The organism is Catellatospora chokoriensis (genome assembly GCF_011297315.1).
In the GTDB taxonomy this organism is placed as follows: domain Bacteria; phylum Actinomycetota; class Actinomycetes; order Mycobacteriales; family Micromonosporaceae; genus Catellatospora; species Catellatospora citrea.
Window position 1 is genome coordinate 104,087 of the sequence record NZ_JAAOTI010000008.1, and the last position, 20,252, is coordinate 124,338.

Sequence of the window (20,252 nt, forward strand, 5' to 3'; positions counted from 1 at the left end):
CGCGACCCTTCTGTCCGCCGTCTCACGAATCCGATGACGACGTCCGTAGGATCGGGCTGTGGATCAATTTCCGGCGCGGATCATCGAACCCACATGACCGACTGGGCGCGGCTGTTCGTCAGCTATGACCAGTATGAGGGTGTCGGCCGTTCCGGGCGCGGCCGGGCTCGGCCTTCACACCCGCGGCGACGTCCTATGATCATCGAGTGCCTGACCCCACCCCGCCGGCGATCCGCCGCGGCGGCACCGACGACGTCGCCACCGTGCTCGCCTTGATGGACCGCGCGACCGAGTGGCTCGTGTCGATCGGCCGCGCCGACCAGTGGGGTACCGAACCGCACTCGACGAACCCCCGACGCATCGCGCAGATCGAGGGGTTCGCCCGCGGCGGAGGGCTGTGGATCGCCGAGGCGGGCGGCACGGCGGTCGGCGCCCTGTCGGTCGGCGAGGCGCTGCCGTACGTGGCTCCCGCCGACGAACCGGAGCTGTACGTGCAGCTGCTGATCTCCGACCGGTCGTCGCCGGTCCGGGGCGTCGGCGCCGCGCTGCTGGCCCACGCACGCGGGCTGGCGGCGTCGTCGGGCGTCGGGCTGCTGCGGCTGGACTGCTTCGCCGGGGGAGAGGGCGCGCTGGTGCGCTACTACGAGCGGCAGGGCTTCACCCGGGGCGAGGCCTTCACCGTGGCACAGCCCGACCGGGACTGGCCGGGCCGGATCCTCACCCTCCGCCTGTGAACCGGCGCAGGCGCAGCTGTCAACGGGCGAAGGCTCCCTTGGACCAGTTGGCCGCCGCCGCGTCCCGCGAGCCTGCCGCCGCCGCCGGGTACGGCTCCGCGTTCGCGTTCGCCAAGGCCTTCCGGCGCGAGTACGCCAGCACGCCGGGCGACTGCCGCGGCGCAAGCCGAACAGGCGCCACGAATACGCGGCTGCGGCGAAACGATTTCGACCAGAATTGGCACGATTTTCTTGCGTCTGGTTCGAACGCCTGTGACCACGCGATACGCCGTTTGCGGAGCTCGTCGGACCCAGGGTGATCGATGATGGTGCATTGCCAACCGATGCTCCGGTGGGTTTAATCACGACCGGGTAGGCGCCCGTTCACACCTCGAAGGATGTGATCATGCCCGGACGCGTCCGCGCTCTCGCCTACACCATCGCCACGGCAGCCGCCTCGTTCGCCGTCGTCGGGTTGGGCGGAGCCCAACCCGCTCAAGCCGCCACGACGTTCACCTCGACCGCGGTGAACCAGAACGGTGGCAACTGCGCGAACCTGCCCGACAACAGCACCGCCAACGGAACCCAGCTCACCCAGTCGGCCTGCAACGGCGCGGGCAGCCAGAACTTCACGTTCACCCCGGTGAGCGGGACCACCGACCAGTTCACGATCGCGACCCCGGCCGCGGGCAGGTGCGTCGACGTCAACGGGGCAGCCACGGCCGACAACGCCACGATCATCCAGTGGTCGTGCCACAGCGGCACCAACCAGCGGGTACGCCTGGTGCCCGTCACCGTCGCCGGCACCGACAAGACGTTCAACCTGCAACCCGTGCACTCGGGCAAGTGCGTCGTGCCCTCGGCAGGGTCGGCCAACGCCGGCGTCGGGCTCGTCCAGCTGCCGTGCAGCTCCGCGACCTCGCGCGTATGGCGGCTGCCCAACTACGCCTCCGGTGGCGGCAACCCGACCACGCCTCCGGAGAAGACCGTCCGCGTGTACTGGCTCAAGCCCTCTGACGTGGCCTACGACCAGCGCTGGCCCGACGGCATCGCCAACGTGATGCGCGAGGCCCAGCGGTACTACCGGCAGGAGCTGGGCAAGACGTTCACGCTGAACACCACGGTCGTCGAGGTCGTCAACGGCGACCACGTGAAGTCCTGGTACGAGAACACGCCGAACGGCGGCGACCGTTACTGGTGGTCGGTGTTCAACATGCAAGAGGAGCTGCGGCGCAAGCTGTCCCTGCGCGCACCCGACACCCGCTGGATCAACGTCGGCCTCATCAGCGCGGAGGGTCCGGGCGCGGGCGGCGGTGGCGGTGGCGGCTGGGTGATCCTGTGCCAGCACGACGCGGACGGCGCGGCGGGCGTGAACGGTCCGATGAACCGCTGGTACGGCGGGATGGTGCACGAACTCGGCCATGCTTTCGGGCTGCCCGACTCGGCGTCGACCGATGGCACACCCATGTCGGCGTCGTTCTACAGCTACCCGAACACGCACTTCAGCCAGGCGCAGAAGACGCAGATCCTCAACGGCCCGTACGGATCGTTCCTGTCGTGACGGTTCGACTCCTGCGCTGACCGCCGGGGCGGCCGTGCGGGAGCCGGTGAGCGGCCGGCTTCCGCACGGTCTACTCCCGGCCCATCCAGGTGGCGACGCACGCCTCGTTGCCCTCGGCGTCGGCGAGGACCCACCACCTCGGCGCGTACGCGTCGGAGACAAGGCGACCTCCCGCGGCCAGCGCGGCGGCGACGCGGGCCTCGGCCTGCTCGTGCGGGACCGCGACGTCGAGGTGGATGCGGTTGCGCTGCGGGCGCGCGACGTCCATGGCCTGGAACCCGAAGCCCGGGCCGCGGCCCAACGGGTCGCTCAGGTAGTCGTTGCCGATCGGGCGGTAGCCCAGCAGCGCGCGCCAGAACGGCAGCACGTCCGCGGCGACGAGTGCGTCGACGGTGACGTTGACGAGCTGGACGGCGGTCGGGTCGGCCGGGATGCCCCGTTCTGCGGCGGCGGCCGAGATCTGCCGTGCCAACGTGACGTCGCGGGTCGTCAGGGTCACGGTGACACCGGCGTCCCGCAGGTCGACGCGGGGACTTCGGCCGGCGGTGGCGACGAGCCGGTCGATCTCACCGATGAACGCGACGCCCTTCGCGAACGAGCCGGTCCGGAAGTGGGCCGAGACGACGTGGTACAGGACGCGCCAGTCGTCGACGCCGTCGGCCGCGTGGAACTGCCCGGCCGTGATCGGTTCGGTCATGCCGCCCAAACTAACACCGCCACCAGGCGCTGACCGGCCGCTGCGTGCGGTCGAAGCCGGCGCAGTCATCGCCGCGGATGAGCCTGTGGTGGCAGGGTCCGCCCTGGGGTGGAGCGACGCGGTCACACCTGAGCCAGACGCGCACTTCTGCACTCGGGGCGACGGGCACCGACATCCTGGTCTCCTGACGGGACCGTGAATGGGCCGGATGCCGCGCAGCGGTGTCCGGCCCGCTCGGCGGCTCAGCCGTGGCGGGACCGGGCAATGTGGTCTGCGGACGGGCGGATCAGCCCGTGGCGAGGTGGCCTTCGATGCTGGCGACCTTCGGGTCGAGCGCCCCGCTGACGCCGTCGCGCCAGTCGAGCTTGAGCACCACGCCTACCCGGGGTGACTTCGCCTTGACGGCTTCGGTCGCGGCCTTGACGACGGTCATGACCTCGTCCCAGGTCTCGCCCTCGACGGTGGTGAACATCGCGTCGGTGCGATGGGGCAGGCCGGAGGCGCGGACGACGCGGACCGCCTCGGCGACGAGCGCGCCGACGTCCTCCCCGGCGCCGACCGGTGACACGGAGAACGCGACCAGGACCGACATGATCGCGACGCTACCATCCGCCGACCCGCCGTCCGCGCGGGCAGGCTGTCGTTCTCTCACGGACCGCACGGCTTCGGGCGTAGAGGGGCCGGGTGAGGCGCGCGGAGGGGCTGACAAGATCCGGGATCGGAAATATCCTTCGCAGGTCACTGTAACGTCGGAGATTTTCGCCACGTCTTCGGCGGCCTCGTGAAAGGATCGTCATGTCCCCCGACGCACATGAACTCGACCGCCGCACCCTCATCAAGGCCTCACTCGGCGCCGCGACCGTGGCGGTCGTCGGCAGCGAGCTGCTGCTGCCCGCCGCCGCGCAGGCGGCGCCCGGCGGCCAGTTCCCGTGGATCATCGACTGCGAGTCGTGGGGCGCCCGGCCGCCGCTGCCGCTGTCGGTGAGCGGCACCGCCACCAACAAGATCATCGTGCATCACACCGCGTACCCGAACAGCACCGACTACTCGCAGGACCAGGCGATCTGGCTGGCCCGCGACATCCAGCGCCTGCACATGGACGGCAACGGCTGGTCCGACACCGGCCAGCACTTCACCGTCAGCCGCGGCGGCTACGTCCTCGAGGGCAGGCGCGGCAGCCTGGAGCGGCTCGAGGCCGGCGACCGGCAGATGATCTCCGCGCACTGCCCCGGTGAGAACGGGCGTGCCATCGGCATCGAGAACGAGGGCACCTATGTGACCGAGACGCCCCCGGAGGCGCTGCTGGAGTCGCTGACCAAGCTGTGCGTGGCGATCTGCCGGCAGTACGGGCTGCAGGCGCACGACATCTTCGGCCACTGGGACTTCCGGTTCACCGACTGCCCCGGCGCGGCCTTCTACCGCCAGTTCCCGATGCTGCGCCGCCGCGTCGCCGACGCCCTGGGCACCTCACCCGACCAGGCTCCGGAGCGCCGCTGGCCGGACATCTGGCGCTTCGTCGGCGGCCCGGTGGTCCGCGTGGCGCAGTACCTGCTCGTCGCGCAGGGGTATCCGGTGGCCACCAGCGGTGTGTTCGACGCGGCCACCGTCGCCGCCGTGCAGGACTGGCAGGCACGCAACGGCATCGCGGTCGACATCGACGCCACCGTGACCGCCCCCACCTGGGAGACGCTCGCACCCGAGCTGGGCAAGCACGCCACCGGTGTGCCGGTCAGCGCCCTGCAGTACATCCTGCTCAACAAGGGCTGGGCCGACGTCGCCGTCACCGGGCAGTTCGACCACCCGACCATGAAGGCCGTGCAGGACCTGCAGCGGCTGCACGGACTGACCCCCCATGGCAAGGTCACGACCAGCACCTGGTGCGCGGCCGTCGGCGGCATCACCCGCGAGTCGCTGAGCGCATAGCAGCTCCCGGGTCGGGTCCGTCGCGGTGACGGCCCCGACCCGGCGCCCGCCCCGGTCGACGCCCCGACCGACACGATCGGCTCCGCCATCGCGGTCATCGGTGCGCAGCAGGATCACCGGCAGTCGCCGGCAGGTCGGACTCCGCTTCGTCGGCCCGCACCGGCTGCGCGGGCGGTCGAGCCAACTCCGGGGCGGGTGGGACGAGCTCGTCGAGCAGCACGTCTATCGCTTCGGCCGCCTCAGCCGCGGTCCGGGGCCGCCGGGCCTGCAGGTGGTGGTCGATACACTGCCCGATCTCGGTGCCGTCGGGTCGATGCGGCTGGGCGCCGACCGCCCGCGCATACCGGCGCATGACGGTGTCGAGCTCCGACTCCGAAACGATGTTGGTCGTCGGGGCCAGGTGCTCAAGGCGCAGGAACGACGCAGGCATGCGGCCGATGCAGCGGTAGAGGAGCGCCAACCGCGGCAGCCGATACCGGTAAAGGCGCCTGGCACGCTCGGTGAACAGCAGCGCGTCGATGCTCCAGCTGCCGACCTGCGCATGCAGCTCGGCGATGTCGGCTCCGACGAGGTCGGGCCGGCGTGCCGGGGTGTACAGGTCGGCCGACGTCCGGCCGACGGGCGGGTAGTGAGACGAGCGAGGACGATCCCACAGGGCGCTGAGGTCCGCGACGAGACGCCTGTCGAGCTTTCGCCAGAACGCCGGCGGCCGGGCGTCGCGCAGGTGACCTTCGAGAGCGTCCGTGGACGAGTTCTTCATGAACCGCCACAGCCCGTCGGTGCGCGCATCACGCCGGAACCGGCCCGGCCCCCGGCGACGCGTGCCGTCGTAGCGCGTACGGAACGACTCGTCGCCGAGCCGTCCCAGCCTCGTCATCCACACCCCGAAGAGCAGCGCGGTCAGCAGCACGATGCTGCCTGAAGTCCAGGCCAGCACCGGCAGCCAAGCACCCTGCTCGCCGGTGCGCTCGGGCTCGGTGGCCGAGACGATGCTGACGATCGAGTCGAACGCGAGGCTCAGCGCCAGGATGACCCCCGCCTTCTGGATCGCGTCGCCCTCACGGACCCGCCGCTCGTCGAACGCGTCCTTCACGGCGTCGATGACGTCCTGATACCGTTCCGCGACCCGGCCGGCGTGATCCACCAGGTTCGCGGCGGCGCTGGCGAGCTGGGCGAACACGCCGGTCTCGTTCAACGCCGCGCGGAGACCGGGGTTGCCGAGGTCGAGGTGACGCTGCAGGAGCATGTCGTCGAAGCGGTCGTTGAGGGCGTCACGCGCCCGGTTGACCCGGGCGCGGCACTCCCGGGCGAGGGTGTTGAGGTCGTTGAGGTCCGCGATGCCCTGCAGCAGCGTCTGGTGCATGAGCTCCACGGCATGGTGCACCCTGCCCAGCTGGCGCATCCGCCGGATCGGCAGGTGAGTCGCCAGCGCGTCCCACAGGCGCGCGCCGGCCGCCGCGGTCGTCTCGTAGACCCGCAGGTGGTTCTCCCAGACCTGCATGTCGTTGTGCACCTCGTAGAGGGTGAACGCCGCGTACGTCTCTATGTCGGCCAGCGCGTCGATGAGATCGCGCATGCAGAACTCCTGCCGGGCGACGTACTCGTACCGCTGGCACCGCTGGTGGTGCGCGCACTGTCCGGCCGCAGGCGCCGCGACGGGCGTGTACCGGTCGTCGACGTGGAACCCGCGACTGGGCAGGCACCAGGGTGCCTCGCCCACGATGATGAGATACAGCGGGTGGCGGGTGAACTGGAAGCGACGGTCGGGTTGCCGCGCACCGTCGATTCCGGCAGCCATCTGCCGCAGCACGAGGTAGTCACCGTTGAGCACGCTCGCGGACAGCGTGTCGTCGAACGCCGAGTCGACCCGCAGCATCGTCCGGGTGATCTCGGCGCCCGGCCTGTCGGCGGCCGTGAGGTACTGGTCCGGGGCAGTTCGCCGACTCGGCACGGCGATCCAGAAGTCGGGCTGCATGTACCGGCGGCCGGAGATGTTCAGACGGCTGTGTTCGTAGCCGCGGGCCTCCAGCCACTCCTCGGCATGGCGGGCAGCCGCCTCGAACAGGTCGCGATAATGCCGCGGCCTGCGGCGCAGGACCGCCTCGTCGGCCTCACGGATGCGCCAACGATGCTGGTCGTCCAGCGGCGGGCGGTGCTCGACCCCGAAGGGGAGCTCGCTCCAGATGGCGATGCTCAGGTGCCATCGCTGGTAGTGCTCGGCCCCGCGGACGAACCTGAAGTCCAGGGTGACGAAGTAGTCCAGCTCTGTCGGCTCCGGCGGGACGAAGGAGGTCACCGCCTCGAACCGCGGGCGATCCATGATGAGCCGGTGGCGTAGCACGAACGGCTCCTCGTGCACCCACTCTCCGGGAGGGACGCGGAGGTGGCGTTCGAGCCGGCCGAGCACGCTGTCGACCACCGCGTCGGCGTCGGCGCCCGCGGCGAACTCGCGCCCCGGCAGCGGATCGGTCCGTGCCTGCATCGCGTACCGCGGGCGGGGGTCACTGGCCCGGCTGGCGTAAGCCAGGCCCGGCCGGTCCGGCTGAAGGATGTCGGTCAGCAGCGCCTCGTGACGCTCGACCGCGGCCGCCACCTGGGGCGGTCTGCGCCCGTCGCGGGCCGGCCTGCCTCCGGTCGGAGTGGCCGCCCCGGTCTCCTCTCCCGGATGCACACACGCGACGCACCGGCGCGCACTGACCTGCGGCTCAGGAACACCCGCCGGCCGTGGCGGCGCATAGGGCAGCACCCAGGCGGACGTCGCGATCAGCACAAGTCGATCCCAGTCCGGTTCCCCCATCGACCAAGGTTCCATGTCTGCGAAGTCCGGTGTCAAGAACGACGGCATCGTCACGACGGGAGCCACGCCGTTCTACTCGCAGTCGCGATCTGGCTGCGGCCAGCGGATCATGGGTCGCGTACGTCCACCCGCTGGGCCCTACCATGACGTCCCGCGAAGCGCTGACGACAAGCCCTGGGTGTAATACTCGCCGATGGTCGCGTCGGCCGCTTCAATCCGCGCGATCCGGACCGCGTCGCCAATGGTCTCGGCAGGCCGCGCACACAGGTTGCCGACCTCGCCTGAACCGCCTCGGGTCTCCAGGACATGGACGACATCGACCGTGTCCATGGCCGCGAGCGCGGCGGCCAGGCGGGGATGGTCATCGACAAGGACCCAGTTGGGCATCCCGCCGGTCACTGCGGCGAGTTCGCCGTCACGGATGCTCGACGCCAGCCAGCCTGCCGGATCGAGACCGGACTGAGGTATGACGTGCGTGATCCCTCCACCGACGACGGCGTCGAGCTGTGCGGCGTTGTCGGGGCCGGGTACGGCCACCAGCGCCAGCGGAGCGCCGAGATCGCGCGCCTGTGCAGCGAGCTCGCGCGCCTCGGTGACGGTCATGTCCGCGAGGCGGCCTGCCATGTCCCACCACACGAGGCCATGCCACGCACCGCGGGCGAAGGCCGCAGTGTCGACCGACGACGCCGACGGCTCGGTGACAAGCAGATCGCACCGGTGCTTCAGCCGGGCACGGTAATCACGGCCGGCGGATGCGGATTCCCACCGGTCGGAGTGGCCGAACAGCAGCCGCGACCCGTTCGTGCCGGGCGTGTCCAGCGCGAACGTCGAGATCATCGGCCGGGCCAGTAGACGCGGGACGAGATACGGCAGGTGCCACGCAAGGGTCTCGTTGCGCAGCACGCCACAGACGACCTCCGTGCCGGCCGCGCGAACCCGCGCGAAGCCGACACCGGCAACTGCCGGATTCGGGTCCCGGATGCCGACCACGCACCGGGCGAAACCGCAGTCGGCGACCAAGTCGGCGCAGGGTGGCTGCTTGCCCCAGTGCGCACACGGCTCCAGCGTCGTATACAGGGTCGCACCGCGTAGAACTGCGCGGTCGGTGACCTTTTCGATGGCGCAGCGTTCCGCGTGGCGGCCGCCGAACGGCTCGGTTGCTCCAGCGGACAGGAGCACGCCGTCCTTGACGATCACTGCGCCGACGGTGGGATTCGGGCTCGCCCTCCCGTCGGCTTCCATCGCGGTGAGGATCGCGCGACGCATCCAGTGCACGTCGGCTGCGCTCAGCTCGGTCGCCAGAGACTCGGTGGCGCTCAGTCCGGTGCCGACCACGCCGCCGACGCCGTAGCCCGGCGCCACCACGAAGTCCGACGCCGCCATGACGCGTTGCGCGGTCTCCGCCGAACCCGTTGCCGATCGTTCGGCCGTGAAGTCTTCCGAAGCCATGGGATACATGATCCGCGAGACGGAACCCAGCCCGGACGGATGGTGGAATCGTTTGGACGCGGGAACTGTGGGTGAACAACGGGTCGGCCGTCTTGTGGCTGGTCACGGCACGTTGACACGATGGCTGCCATGCTCACAGGTTCGACAACGCTTCACCTGGATGGTCGTGAACTGCCCGCCGTGTGGCTGCGCGACAACTGCCGCTGCGCGCAGTGCGCCGACCCGGTGAGCGGGCAGAAGCTGTTCGGCATCCTGGACCTGCCCGCCGGCCTGACTGTCGACGACGCGACCGACGACGGCACGGACGTGACCGTCAGGTTCGCCCCGGACGGCCACGTGTCCCGCTTCCCGCGCGCCTGGCTGCTCGCACCGGCGACGCCCGACGAGCGCACCGAGGAAGGCAAGCAGTTCGGCACCGGCGCGACCGAGGTCGCCTGGGCGGACTTCCGCGACAACCGCACCGAAGCGCTGGAAGCCCTGCTGGTGCGTGGCTTCGTCCTGCTGCGGGGTGTTCCGGTCGCCGAAGGCGCGGTCCTGGACGTCGCGGCGGAGTTCGGCTACGTCCGCGAGACGAACTACGGACGGATCTTCGACGTGCGCGTCGAGGACAACGCGACGAACCTGGCGTTCACCGGCCGGGAGGTCACGCCGCACACCGACAATCCGTACCGGGACCCGGTGCCCACCGTGCAGCTCCTGCACTGCCTGGTCAACGCCGCGACCGGCGGCGACTCGGGTCTGGTCGACGGGTTTGCCGCAGCGGCCGCGCTACGGGCCGAAGACCCGGAGGCGTTCGCGGTACTCACCCGAACCCCCGTCACGTTCCGCTACACCGACGGCGACACAGACCTCTCGGCCAGCAAGCCACTGATCGGCCTCGACCCGGTCGGGCGGATTCGTGAAGTCCGGTTCAACAACCGGTCGACCCAGCCGTTGCGCGCCCCGCACGCCGACGTGATCGCCTTCTACGCCGCGTACCGCACGTTCGCCGAGATCATCGCCCGGCCGGCCGGGCGGCTCGACTTCCGCCTCGGACCCGGTGACTGCATCGTGTTCGACAACACCCGGATGCTGCACGCGCGCACCGCGTTCGCCGAGAGCGGCGCCCGGCACCTGCAGGGGTGCTACGCCGACCTGGACGCGGTCGCCAGCCGCCGGGCCGTCCTGGCCCGCCGGGCGCCCCTGGACCTGCTCGCCGAGCTGTTCGCGGGGCCGGGCGCCGCGGACTACCTGGGCGAGTCGGTGTCGCAGGCCGCGCACATGCTGCAGGCGGCGTCGCTGGCCGAGGCCGCGGGTGCGCCCGACGCACTGATCGCGGCCGCGCTGCTGCACGACGTCGGTCACTTCACCGGCGAGATCAGCGGCGACGAGCTGATGGCCGGTGTCGACAACCGGCACAGCCACGCGGGCGCGGACTGGCTGGCCGCCTGGTTCCCGCCGGCGGTCACCGAACCGGTCCGGCTGCACGTGGCAGCCAAGCGATACCTGTGCGCGGTGGAGCCGAGCTACCGCCGGCAGCTGTCGCCGGCTTCGGAGTACACCCTGACCGTGCAGGGCGGGCCGATGACCGCACCGGAGGCCGCCGCGTTCGCGGCACAGCCGGTCGCGGCCGACGCCGTCGCGGTACGCCGCTGGGACGACGCCGCCAAGGATCCCGGCACGGACGTGCCGGACTTCGCGTACTTCCGGCCGCTGCTGGAACGCGTCCTGCGCAGGTGACCGCCAAGACCACGCCGCCGATGGGGCACCCGCGACAGGCAAGAGGCTGAGTCAGCCGCCCGCGAGCATCGCGGGTTTCCGCTCGTCCGGGCCTGGTCGAAGCGTCGCCGCAGGCCGCGGGCCGGCGATGCGCGCGTCACCCGGCTCACCCGGGTAGGGCGATTCACTCAGCGGCAGTTGAGTACGGATGCTCATGTCCGTCCGTCCCGCCGGGACGAGCATGAGATCCATGAACGGGCTCTACATCGGATCGTTCGCCCACGCCCTGGGCGCGCAGAAACGGCACCTACGCGAGTCCGCCGAGGCGGGACTGCTCCGGTCGGCTCCGGAGGACCTGGAGGCGGCCGGTTTCGGCTGGCACCACGTCTGCGACCCGGACGACACCGCGTACGACCTGGCCCGTGCGGCGGTCGCGCAGATCGCGGCCCGCGGCGACCTCACCGACGTCGACGCGATCGTCTACGCCACCTGCCTGCCCGACGCCCAGACCGGGTCCGGTCCGGTCCGTGACGTGAAGGACCTGATGGACTTCCCGGCCGGCCGGCTGCAGGCAGAGTTCGGCATGTCCCGGGCGATCGTGATCGGGCTGCACCAGCAGGCCTGCACCGGTGTGCTCGGGGCGCTGCGGGTGGCGGGCGCGCTGCTGGCGACCGAACCCGGCTGGCGGCGGGTGCTGTGCGTGACCGCCGACCGGTTTCCCGCCGGGGCCTGGTACGAGCAGGCGTACAACCTGATCTCGGACGGGGCCGCGGCCTGCGTGGTCGGCCGGGACCCGGACGTGTGCCGCCTGCTGAGCGTGCACCAGATCAGCAACGGCGGCCTGGGCCGCGCCGGCGACGACGAGACCGTCGGCACCTATTTCGCCTACACCCACCGGCTGGTCCGCGAGGCCGCGGCCCGGGTCGGGATGACCCCGGCCGAGCTGGACTGGGTCGTCACCCAGAACACGCACGACAAGGCGTGGCAGATCCTCGCCCGGCTGCTGGACCTCGACCACGCCCGGGTCTGGGCCCCGACGCTGGCCGACGTCGGGCACGTCATCTCGGCCGACGCCGTGGTCAACCTGTCGGCGCTGCTGGACTCGGGTCAGGCGCGGCCTGGGCAGCGGATCGCGGTGCCGGTGGCCGGTTTCGGGCTCAACTGGCAGTGCGCGGTGCTGGAGGTGGCCCGATGAGCGCACTGGCCGGCGCCCTGGCGCAGGTGTCGCAGACCGCGGACCGGCTCAGCCGGCTGTCGGTGCGGGCGCACCAGAACCCGTACACCCTGGTCGACTGGCCATCGGCGGTGGACCCGGAGCGGGACTGGTTCAGCACCCCGGAGTACGTGAGCCTGCACGGCACGGCCGTGTGGGCAGGCCTGGACGACGAGGCCCGCCGCCGGGTCGCGTTCCACGAGGCGGCGGGCTTCTACAGCCTCAACATCCACGGGGAGAAGACGCTGATTCAGGGCCTGGCGGCACGGCTCTACCGCAGCGACCTGGCCGGTTCGGCCGGCTACCTGCACCACTTCCTGGACGAGGAGAACAAGCACAGCGTCTACTTCGGCGGCTTCTGCACCCGGTACGCGCGGGTCCACCGCAGCCGCCAGGCGCCGTGGCGCACCGACCGGCCGCGCGACGTCGACGACTTCCTGTTCTTCGCCAAGACGCTGATATTCGAGGAGATCGTGGACCACTACAACCGGGTCCAGGCCCGCGACGCGCGGCTGCACCCGCTGGCCCGTTTCATCAACGACAACCACCACCGCGAGGAGGCCCGGCACCTGGTGTTCGGCCGCCGCCTCGTGACGGAGCTGTGGCGGGCAGGGGACTGGGACGCCCCGACCGCCGCCGAGATCCGCGACGACCTCGCCCGGTTCGTGACCGCGACCTGGCGCGAGTACTACCACCCTGACGTGTACGCCGATGCCGGGCTCGACGACCCGTGGGAGCTGGCGGAGGCGGCCTGGTCCGCGCCCGACCAGCGCACCCACCGGCACCGGGTGTCGGCGGACTGCCTGCGGTTCCTGGCGGCGGCGGGCATCCTGACCGAGGAGCCGGCCGATGCGTTCTGAGACCGAGATCCGCGAGCAGCTGCGCGCGTTCGTGCACCGGCACGCCGGGGGAGTCGCCGTCACCGACGACACGGCGCTGTTCACGCTGCGGGTGCTGCGTTCGGTACACCTGCCCGAGCTGATCATCCTGCTGGAGCGGCTGCGCGGCGCGCCCATCGACGTGGAGCAGCTGCGCATCGGCGACTTCGACGGCATCGACGCGATGATGGCGCGCTTCGGGGCGGGGCAGCCGTGACCGCGCCGGCTGACCTGGCCCGGATCGGGCTGCGCTGGGACCCCAGCGGCCAGGCCGGGCTGACCGGGCCGCTGCTGGCGCTCGCCGACGACTGCGACCGCGCCCTGCGGACCATCGCGAGCCGGTGGGGGTCACGTGAGGAGGCGTACGCGGCGACGCTGCCCGCCTCGTCGCTGCACGGGCACCTGCGGTCCTTCCCGCACCAGGTCACCTTCGCGACGGCGCTCGACCCCGCCGACGCCAACCTCGGCGAGTTCACCGACGGGCCGGTGGTGGACCCGTCCGGGGCGGTCGCGCTGACCCGCACGGCACCGGTGACCGCCGTGCTCACCCCCGCGGCCTGCCATCACGTCTACCACGCCCACCAGGGGGAGCAGTTGCCCGCAGCCGTCCACGTGACCACCCGCAACACGTGCTTCCGGCGGGAGTCGAGCTACCAGCCGCTGCGCCGCCAGTGGACCTTCGCCATGCGGGAGATCGTGTGCCTGGGCACGGCCGAGGAGACCACGTCGTTCCTGGCGCAGGCCCGCGCCGCGGTGGACTACTTCACCCTGCTGATCGACCTGCCGGCGGACTGGACACCGGCGACCGACCCGTTCTTCCGCGCCGAACGCCACCCCGGCCACCTCCTGCAGCGCATCCAGCCGGTCAAGCACGAGGCGGTCTACGGCGGCTCGCTGGCCCTCGGCTCGGCCAACCTCCACCACGACCACTTCGGGTCCGCGTACGCCATCACCCGCGACGGCGTGCCCGCCGCCACCGCCTGCATCGCGTTCGGGCTCGAACGCTGGCTGTATGCGATCGTCGACCGGCACGGCCCGGACCCCGACGGCTGGCCGGACCTGCTCGCCGCGGCCCGGCTGGTGGCGGCCCGATGACCACGCTGATCACCGGAGCGGACGGCTACCTCGGCCGGCGGATCACCGCCGCGCTGCGCGGCGAGGACCTGATCCTGGCGGTGCGCTGCGCGGACGAGGCCGAGCTCGACCGCAAGCGGGCCCGGCTCGCCCGCGTCGCCGACGCCCCCGTCGTGCCGGTCGACCTGCGCGACGCCGACCCGTTCGCCCACGTCGACCCCCGGCCCGTCACCCGGATCATCCATGCCGCAGCCCTGATCCGCTTCGACGTCAGCCGCGACACCGCCGACCAGGTCAACGTCGCGGGCACGGCGCGCGTACGCGACTTCGCGCACCGCTGCGACCGGCTCGACCGGCTGATGCTGCTGTCCACCCTGTACAGCGCCGGACGGCGCCGCGGCGAGGTCCACGAGACCCGCCACGACGACACCGGATTCGTCAACCACTACGAATGGTCGAAGTGGGCCGCCGAGGAGTGCCTGCTCGACGTGCCGGGGCTGCCGGTGACGGTGGCACGCCTGCCGACACTGATCGCCGAGGACGCAGGCGGGGCCGTCGCCCAGTACAACGCGTTCCACCACACGATGCGGCTCTACCACGCCGGGCTGCTGACGCTGTTGCCCGGCGACCCGGCGACGCCGCTGAGCCTGGCCACCGCCGAGTTCACCGTCGACGCCGTGACTGCGCTGCTCGCCGCCCCACCGGGGATCTACCAGATCTGCTCCGGCCCGGTGAACCTCGGCACCGCGATCGACACCGCCTTCGCCGCCTTCGAGCAGGATCCGGATTTCCGCCGAAGGATGCTGCCCCGCCCGATCCCCTGCGACCGGGCCGGCTTCCGCGACCTGGCACAGGCCGCCCGGCAGCTGCGCGGCGGCCCGCTGCAACCCGCGCTCGCCTCCGTCGCACCCTTCGCCGAACAGCTCTACCTGCCCAAGCACTTCCGCACCGACCGCCTGCGCGCGGCGTGGCCCGGCTACCGACCGCAGGACGCCACAGCCCTGGTCGCGGCGGCGTGCACCGACCTGATCAAGAGGAGCTTCCATGTCACCGCGCACTGAGACACCACAGCACCCGCCGGCGGCACAGCCGCCGGCACTGGTGCGGCGGATCGAACTGCCCGGCTCCGTCGACGACCGGCTGTACTTCGCCCAGGTCCGGGAGGACCCGGAGCTGGAGATCGCCGCGTTCGCAGCGCGGTGGGACGGCCCGATCGCCGTGGTGAGCTCCGCGGGCTGCACGGCGCTGTCGCTGCTCGCCGCGGGTGCGGCCGAGGTCGTCGGCGTGGACGTCAACCGGACCCAGAACCACCTCGTCGAACTGAAAGCGGTCGCGGTCGCGCAGCTGGCACCCGGCGCGGCCGTCGGGCTGCTCGGCGGTGCCCCCATGGCACCGGCCGCACGGCGGCAGGCATACGAGCAGATCCGGGGCCGGCTCACCGCCGGGGCACGTGACCACTGGGACACGCACCCGCGGGCGATCGAGCGCGGAGTGCTGCAGGCGGGGGTCACCGAGCGGCTGATGCGCCTGATCGCCCGAACCCTGCGCGTGGTCCACCCCCGCCGGAGCGAGACGCTGCTCGCCCCGCGGACGCTCGACGAGCAGCGGGAGTTCTACCGGCGGGACTGGGACACCTTCGGCTGGCGGCTGCTGTTCGCAGTGCTGTGCAACCGGCTGGTGCTGCGGCGCACCTACGACGAACGGTTCTTCGCCCATGTCGAGAACCCCAGCTACGCCCGGCACTTCCGCCAGGTCGCCGAGCACACGCTCACCGAGCTGGACATCGGCGGCAACTACTTCCTGCACCACCTGCTCACCGGCGCCTACCCAGCGGCAAGCCGCCCGCCCTACCTGGACGGACCGGTGCCGGTCGACCGCCTTCGGCTGGTCGACGGCGGCTTCACCGAATACCTGCGTACGCGGCCCGACGGCAGCATGGCCGGATTCGCCCTGTCCAACATCTGCGAATGGCTGTCCGCCGACCAGATCGACGAACTGTTCGCCGAGATCGTCCGCACGGCCCGGCCGGGTGCCCGGCTGGTCTTTCGCAACTTCGTCGGCTGGACCGAGGTGCCGCCGCGCTGGCGCGACGCCGTCCGGGAGGACCGGGCGCGCGGCGAGGAGCTGATGCGCACCGACCGCAGCCTGTGCCAGCGGCGCTTCGCCCTCTGCGAGGTGACGCCGTGAGAGTCCGTGACGCCCGCCCCGAGGACAACGCGGCCCTGGTCGACCTGGCGGCCCGCTGCTCGATGGCAGGCGACCTGTCGCTGTGCATCGACCGGCGGCCCGACTTCTTCGCGCTCAACCGCATCGCCGGCCAGGCTTGGCGGGTCGGGGTCGTCGACGGCGACGACGGACCGATCGGCTGCGTCGCCGTCGCGCGCCGGCCCTCCTACATCGACGGCCACCAGGCCCCGCTCGGCTACGTCGGCGACCTCAAGGTGCATCCGGCGCACCGGCGGCGCGGCACGGCCCGCGTCCTGGCGCATTGGGCGCACGACGCCGCCCGGCAGCTTGCCGGCCCGCACGCACCGCTGATCGGCACCGTGCTGGCCGGCAACGACGCCGTCGACATGCTGCGCCGGCAGGTCGAACCCGGTGTACGCCGCCGGGCCACCATCAGATCGCACAGCATCGACCTGCTGACCCGCCGGGCCATCCCGCCCGGCGACCTCTCCGTGACCCCGGCCGCCCTCGCGGACGAACCCGACATGGTCGAGCTGTGGCACCACCTGGCCGCCTCACGCCAGTACGCCCCGGTCTGCGAGTCGTTCCCGCTCGACCGACCGGACCTGGACTACCTGGTGGCCCGGCGGCCCGGCGGCGAGCTCGCCGGGTTCGTCGGCCTGTGGAACCAGCACGACATCAAGCAGATGCGCGTCACCGGCTACTCGACCCGGCTGGCGGCCGTCCGGGTCGCCTTCAACCTCGCGGCCCCGCTGCTGCGGGCGCCACGCCTGCCGCGCGCGGGCGAGGAACTGAGCTACCGCACGGTGGTCAACCCGTGCGCGCCCGACCCGCAGACGCTGCGCACCCTGCTCCGGCACGCCTGCAACCGGTTGCACGGGCAGCACTCGTTCCTCACCATCGGCCTGGACGTCCGCGACCCGCTGGCTGCCGCACTGACCGGGCTGCGGGCGCAGCCCACCGACGTCGACCTGCTCACGCTGGGCGGGCCAGCTGAACGGGACACGCCCGTGCACTTCGAGATCGCCACGGTGTAGACCCGACCGGAGAACGGACAAGCAGGTCAGCGATACGCCGTGGTCGGCCGGATGTCGACCATGGCGAGAACCGGCAGGTTCTGGGCCGTGCCTCGGCGTGCTGCCTTATTGCAGGCTCGGCCGCAGTTCGGCCCGCAACTGCAGGAACCGGAACACCCCGGGTCGCCCGACGACCGTCTGATACCTGTCGACGACGGCGTCGACGAACGCGGGAACCTCTGCCGCCGGCAGGCGCGACGCCCAGTCCGAGAACCCGACCGTGCACCACTGCGCGAACTGCTCACGCGAGCCGAAGTCCCATTCGCGGTCGGCGACCGATTCATCGGTGACCTTCAGGCCCGCGCCGGCCGCGATCGCGGGCAGGTCATCGGGCTCGATGTGCACGAACGGCGGCGTGAAGCCGGCGAACGCGGGTGCCCAGCGCGGATCGTGCGTCACCTCCATCGCGACGCCCTCGACACTCCGGCGAGGACCGCCGCAGACGAACTGCACGAGCGCTCGGCCGCCGGAGGCCAGCGCCGCCGCGATGTTGCGGTACGCGGCCTGCTGGTCCGCCACCCAGTGCAGCGCGTTGAAGGAGACCACGAGGTCGAAGTCCGGCCCGTACGTCATGGTGGTGACGTCGCCGACCTCGAACGACACGTTCGTCAGCTGGTCGTCGGCGGTGCGAGCCGTCTCGATCATCCGTGGTGACGGGTCGACGCCGAGGACGGAGCCGTCCGGCACCCGTGACGCGATCAGCCGCGTCACGTACCCGTCGCCGCAGCCCACGTCGAGCACGTGCTCGGTGCCCGCGACCTTGACGGACTCCAGGCAGGCCGTCGCCATCGCCCGCTGCAGCCCACTGATGTGCGCGTACCCGGCACCATCCCAGTCGGCCATCTAGGCTCCCGGTCGCGGCGGTGGCGTACTGCTCGCCGGCCGGGGGTAGGCGTTCAGGGCTGCGCACGCGTCCGACAAATCCGAACTACAGAAAACGCCTGAAGGCTGCAAGTAATGCACATAATGGAGTATCTCGCCTCAGCGGGAGGGATGCCGAACGACGTCGTTTTCTGGATCGGTTCAAAAACGGCCTGACGCTGGCCGACGGGTGCCTCCTGCGCGGCTACCGGCAGGGCCGCGACGACAAAGGCCGCATCGCGTTTCGTGCCTGATCCACGCTGCGGGACGGGCCGGGCTGGTCCGACGCCGCTGTCCGCAGGCAGATCAGCCGTTCGCCTCGCGGACGTCCTTGCCCTGTTCGGCGAACGCCTTGAAGTCCTGCATGTGCTGTAGCGACTGCTTGCGGAAGGTGCCGGGCATCAGGAGTCCCACCAGCCGCATCAGCAGACCGCTGAACCGGTATTCGTTCTCGCTCACCCAGAGCGTCGTCTCCGGACCGACTTCGGTCAGCCGCTCGCGCGCGGCGCTCCACATATCCTCGCCGACGATCTCGCGGTCGAAATGAACGACGCTGTCCATCGGGATCCCGTGCAGGTCTGCCGGCTCCCGGCGGGTGATGGTCTCGACCGCCTCGAACTTCTGCTGCCCCATCTGCAGCACGACCCGTGACTTGGTGCCGACCTGCCCGTGCACCCCGCCCAGCGGCTCGTGCAGCACCAGGCCACGCAGCCACTTCGGCAGCTGTGCCGGGTCGGCGAGCAGCTGGGCCACCTGCTCCCGTGGCAAGGCGATCTCGATCGAGACGGTGTACTTCACGGCGGAGCGCTCCAGGTTCGGCGAGTGAACGGGCGTACCCTAGCAGCCTCGTCTGATCCTGAGCATGCCCCTTGCCGGCCTTTGACCTGGGCGTTGGCGTGTACGCCTATAGTCGATCACCGTGCATGTCAGGCGATCCGTGGTGGGTGATGCTGGGGCGTTGGCGATCGTCCATGTCCGTTCCTGGCAGGCGACCTACCGCGGCCAGGTGCCACAGAACTACCTCGACGGGCTCGACCCCGCGCAGCGGAAGCAGGGATGGGAGCAGTGGATTCGAAGCGATCAGCCGCCGTGGGGGACCACCGTGTTAGAACACGATACCGATGGCGTCGTCGGCCTCATCAACGTGGCACCCAGCCGGGACTCGGACACCGATCCGCTGACGGTGGGTGAGGTCATTGCCGTCTATCTGCTTCCCGAGCACTGGGGCCACGGCGGTGGCCGGGTGCTGATGAACGACGGCCGGCGTCGCATGGCTGACGCGGGCTGCCGCGATGCGGTTCTGTGGGTGCTGGAGACGAATCACCGCGCACGGCGCTTCTATGAGGCCGATGGATGGCAAGCCGACGGCTCGATCAAGACCGATGACTCGCGGGGGTTCCCCATGAGGGAAATCCGGTACCGCCGTCACATCGCGGCCTGACCGCGCGGTGATGACGGGGCGGCCGCTCGCGCGGTCTTCTGGCAGACTCGCCTTCGATGATCGATGACTTCGCGAAGGAGTACCTCCACCATCAACTGCGCATGGTGTGGCAAGCGCTGGTCTGGAAACTCGACGGGCTCTCCGAGTACGACATCCGTCGCCCGTTGACGGCGACGGGGACCAACCTTCTCGGACTGGTCAAGCACAGGGCGCACTCTGATGCCAGGTACTTCGGAGAGGTCTTCGGCCGGCCCTTCCCCGGACCGGTACTGCGATGGAACGACGTAGGTGCCTGGGAGAACGAGCATTGGGCCGCCGAATTTGAGAAACGCGCTGACATTCTGGGTCTCTACCGGGCCGTTTGCGAACACTCGGATGCGACGATCGGCGCCCTGCCTATCGATGCACCGGGACACGTGCCGTGGTGGCCGAGTCCAGACGTGAAGCTGTTCAACATCATGATCCACAGTCTCAATGACACCACCCGGCACGCCGGGCACGCGGACATTCTGCGCGAACAGTTGGACGGCCGCACTGGGACCACGGCCGAGTACGAGCACCCGATCGACGCCGCGGCCCGCGAGGCGTACCGCTGGAAGATCGAACAAGCCGCCAAGGCCGCTGACCCCGCCCGCGCCCGATCGTCGCATTGATCGGCCGACTTCGGCCGTCCCCACAACGTTC

The 20,252-nt window shown here is 71.0% G+C and carries 19 protein-coding genes; 13 read left to right on the top strand and 6 right to left on the bottom strand.

Annotated features, from left to right (window positions below; all coding sequences use genetic code 11):
• Positions 1-206: 206 nt before the first annotated feature.
• A complete protein-coding gene (locus HAV39_RS14015; RefSeq protein WP_239120622.1) occupies positions 207-734 on the top strand; it encodes a GNAT family N-acetyltransferase in 528 nt (175 codons plus the stop codon).
• Between the two features lie 385 nt (positions 735-1,119).
• Positions 1,120-2,274: an RICIN domain-containing protein gene (locus HAV39_RS42230; protein ID WP_203736272.1), complete on the top strand. Its 1,155-nt coding sequence runs from the start codon at positions 1,120-1,122 to the stop codon at positions 2,272-2,274.
• A gap of 70 nt (positions 2,275-2,344) precedes the next feature.
• Here the strand turns inward: HAV39_RS42230 and HAV39_RS14030 are convergent, their stop codons facing one another.
• On the bottom strand, positions 2,345-2,971 hold the full coding sequence (locus HAV39_RS14030) for a VOC family protein (protein ID WP_191839650.1): 627 nt from the start codon (positions 2,969-2,971) through the stop codon (positions 2,345-2,347).
• A gap of 286 nt (positions 2,972-3,257) precedes the next feature.
• Positions 3,258-3,563 (bottom strand): thiamine-binding protein, encoded by a 306-nt coding sequence (locus tag HAV39_RS14035; RefSeq protein ID WP_191839651.1) that lies wholly within the window; start codon positions 3,561-3,563, stop codon positions 3,258-3,260.
• Positions 3,564-3,766: 203 nt separating this feature from the next.
• Between HAV39_RS14035 and HAV39_RS14040 the strand changes: the two genes are divergently transcribed.
• Positions 3,767-4,894, top strand: a complete 1,128-nt coding sequence (locus HAV39_RS14040; protein WP_191839652.1) for a peptidoglycan recognition protein family protein — start codon at positions 3,767-3,769, stop codon at positions 4,892-4,894.
• Positions 4,895-4,988: 94 nt separating this feature from the next.
• Here the strand turns inward: HAV39_RS14040 and HAV39_RS14045 are convergent, their stop codons facing one another.
• The gene (locus HAV39_RS14045; protein WP_191839653.1) at positions 4,989-7,487 is read right to left on the bottom strand and encodes a hypothetical protein; all 2,499 of its coding nucleotides are present in this window, start codon (positions 7,485-7,487) and stop codon (positions 4,989-4,991) included.
• Positions 7,488-7,829: 342 nt separating this feature from the next.
• Positions 7,830-9,140 (bottom strand): bifunctional diaminohydroxyphosphoribosylaminopyrimidine deaminase/5-amino-6-(5-phosphoribosylamino)uracil reductase RibD, encoded by a 1,311-nt coding sequence (locus HAV39_RS14050; protein WP_191839654.1) that lies wholly within the window; start codon positions 9,138-9,140, stop codon positions 7,830-7,832.
• A gap of 129 nt (positions 9,141-9,269) precedes the next feature.
• Between HAV39_RS14050 and tmpA the strand changes: the two genes are divergently transcribed.
• The 8 genes from tmpA to HAV39_RS14090 all read left to right on the top strand — a co-directional run bounded on the left by tmpA (position 9,270) and on the right by HAV39_RS14090 (position 17,227).
• A complete protein-coding gene (gene tmpA, locus HAV39_RS14055) occupies positions 9,270-10,859 on the top strand; it encodes a 2-trimethylaminoethylphosphonate dioxygenase (protein WP_191839655.1) in 1,590 nt (529 codons plus the stop codon).
• Positions 10,860-11,088: 229 nt separating this feature from the next.
• Positions 11,089-12,033: a 3-oxoacyl-[acyl-carrier-protein] synthase III C-terminal domain-containing protein gene (locus tag HAV39_RS14060; protein ID WP_191839656.1), complete on the top strand. Its 945-nt coding sequence runs from the start codon at positions 11,089-11,091 to the stop codon at positions 12,031-12,033.
• On the top strand, positions 12,030-12,911 hold the full coding sequence (locus tag HAV39_RS14065) for a diiron oxygenase (RefSeq protein ID WP_191839657.1): 882 nt from the start codon (positions 12,030-12,032) through the stop codon (positions 12,909-12,911). The genes HAV39_RS14060 and HAV39_RS14065 overlap by 4 nt, the downstream gene beginning before the upstream one ends.
• The gene (locus HAV39_RS14070; protein WP_191839658.1) at positions 12,901-13,146 is read left to right on the top strand and encodes a hypothetical protein; all 246 of its coding nucleotides are present in this window, start codon (positions 12,901-12,903) and stop codon (positions 13,144-13,146) included. The genes HAV39_RS14065 and HAV39_RS14070 overlap by 11 nt, the downstream gene beginning before the upstream one ends.
• Complete coding sequence (locus HAV39_RS14075) at positions 13,143-14,024, top strand: class-II aminoacyl-tRNA synthetase family protein (RefSeq protein ID WP_191839659.1); 882 nt, start codon at positions 13,143-13,145, stop codon at positions 14,022-14,024. The genes HAV39_RS14070 and HAV39_RS14075 overlap by 4 nt, the downstream gene beginning before the upstream one ends.
• The gene (locus HAV39_RS14080) at positions 14,021-15,064 is read left to right on the top strand and encodes an SDR family oxidoreductase (protein WP_191839660.1); all 1,044 of its coding nucleotides are present in this window, start codon (positions 14,021-14,023) and stop codon (positions 15,062-15,064) included. Before HAV39_RS14075 ends, HAV39_RS14080 begins: the two co-directional genes overlap by 4 nt.
• A complete protein-coding gene (locus HAV39_RS14085; RefSeq protein ID WP_191839661.1) occupies positions 15,048-16,190 on the top strand; it encodes a DUF3419 family protein in 1,143 nt (380 codons plus the stop codon). Before HAV39_RS14080 ends, HAV39_RS14085 begins: the two co-directional genes overlap by 17 nt.
• A complete protein-coding gene (locus HAV39_RS14090) occupies positions 16,187-17,227 on the top strand; it encodes a GNAT family N-acetyltransferase (RefSeq protein WP_191839662.1) in 1,041 nt (346 codons plus the stop codon). Before HAV39_RS14085 ends, HAV39_RS14090 begins: the two co-directional genes overlap by 4 nt.
• A gap of 105 nt (positions 17,228-17,332) precedes the next feature.
• On the opposite strand, the gene HAV39_RS14095 is transcribed toward HAV39_RS14090, so the two are convergent.
• Together HAV39_RS14095 and HAV39_RS14100 are read right to left on the bottom strand one after the other, a co-directional pair.
• Positions 17,333-18,109 (bottom strand): class I SAM-dependent methyltransferase, encoded by a 777-nt coding sequence (locus tag HAV39_RS14095; RefSeq protein ID WP_191839663.1) that lies wholly within the window; start codon positions 18,107-18,109, stop codon positions 17,333-17,335.
• 324 nt (positions 18,110-18,433) lie between these two features.
• Positions 18,434-18,925, bottom strand: a complete 492-nt coding sequence (locus tag HAV39_RS14100; RefSeq protein WP_191839664.1) for an SRPBCC family protein — start codon at positions 18,923-18,925, stop codon at positions 18,434-18,436.
• Between the two features lie 160 nt (positions 18,926-19,085).
• Here HAV39_RS14100 and HAV39_RS14105 point away from each other — a divergent pair, with 160 nt between their 5' ends.
• Positions 19,086-19,568 (top strand): GNAT family N-acetyltransferase, encoded by a 483-nt coding sequence (locus tag HAV39_RS14105; protein ID WP_191839665.1) that lies wholly within the window; start codon positions 19,086-19,088, stop codon positions 19,566-19,568.
• Positions 19,569-19,624: 56 nt separating this feature from the next.
• Positions 19,625-20,221, top strand: a complete 597-nt coding sequence (locus tag HAV39_RS14110) for a DinB family protein (protein WP_191839666.1) — start codon at positions 19,625-19,627, stop codon at positions 20,219-20,221.
• Positions 20,222-20,252: the final 31 nt, after the last annotated feature.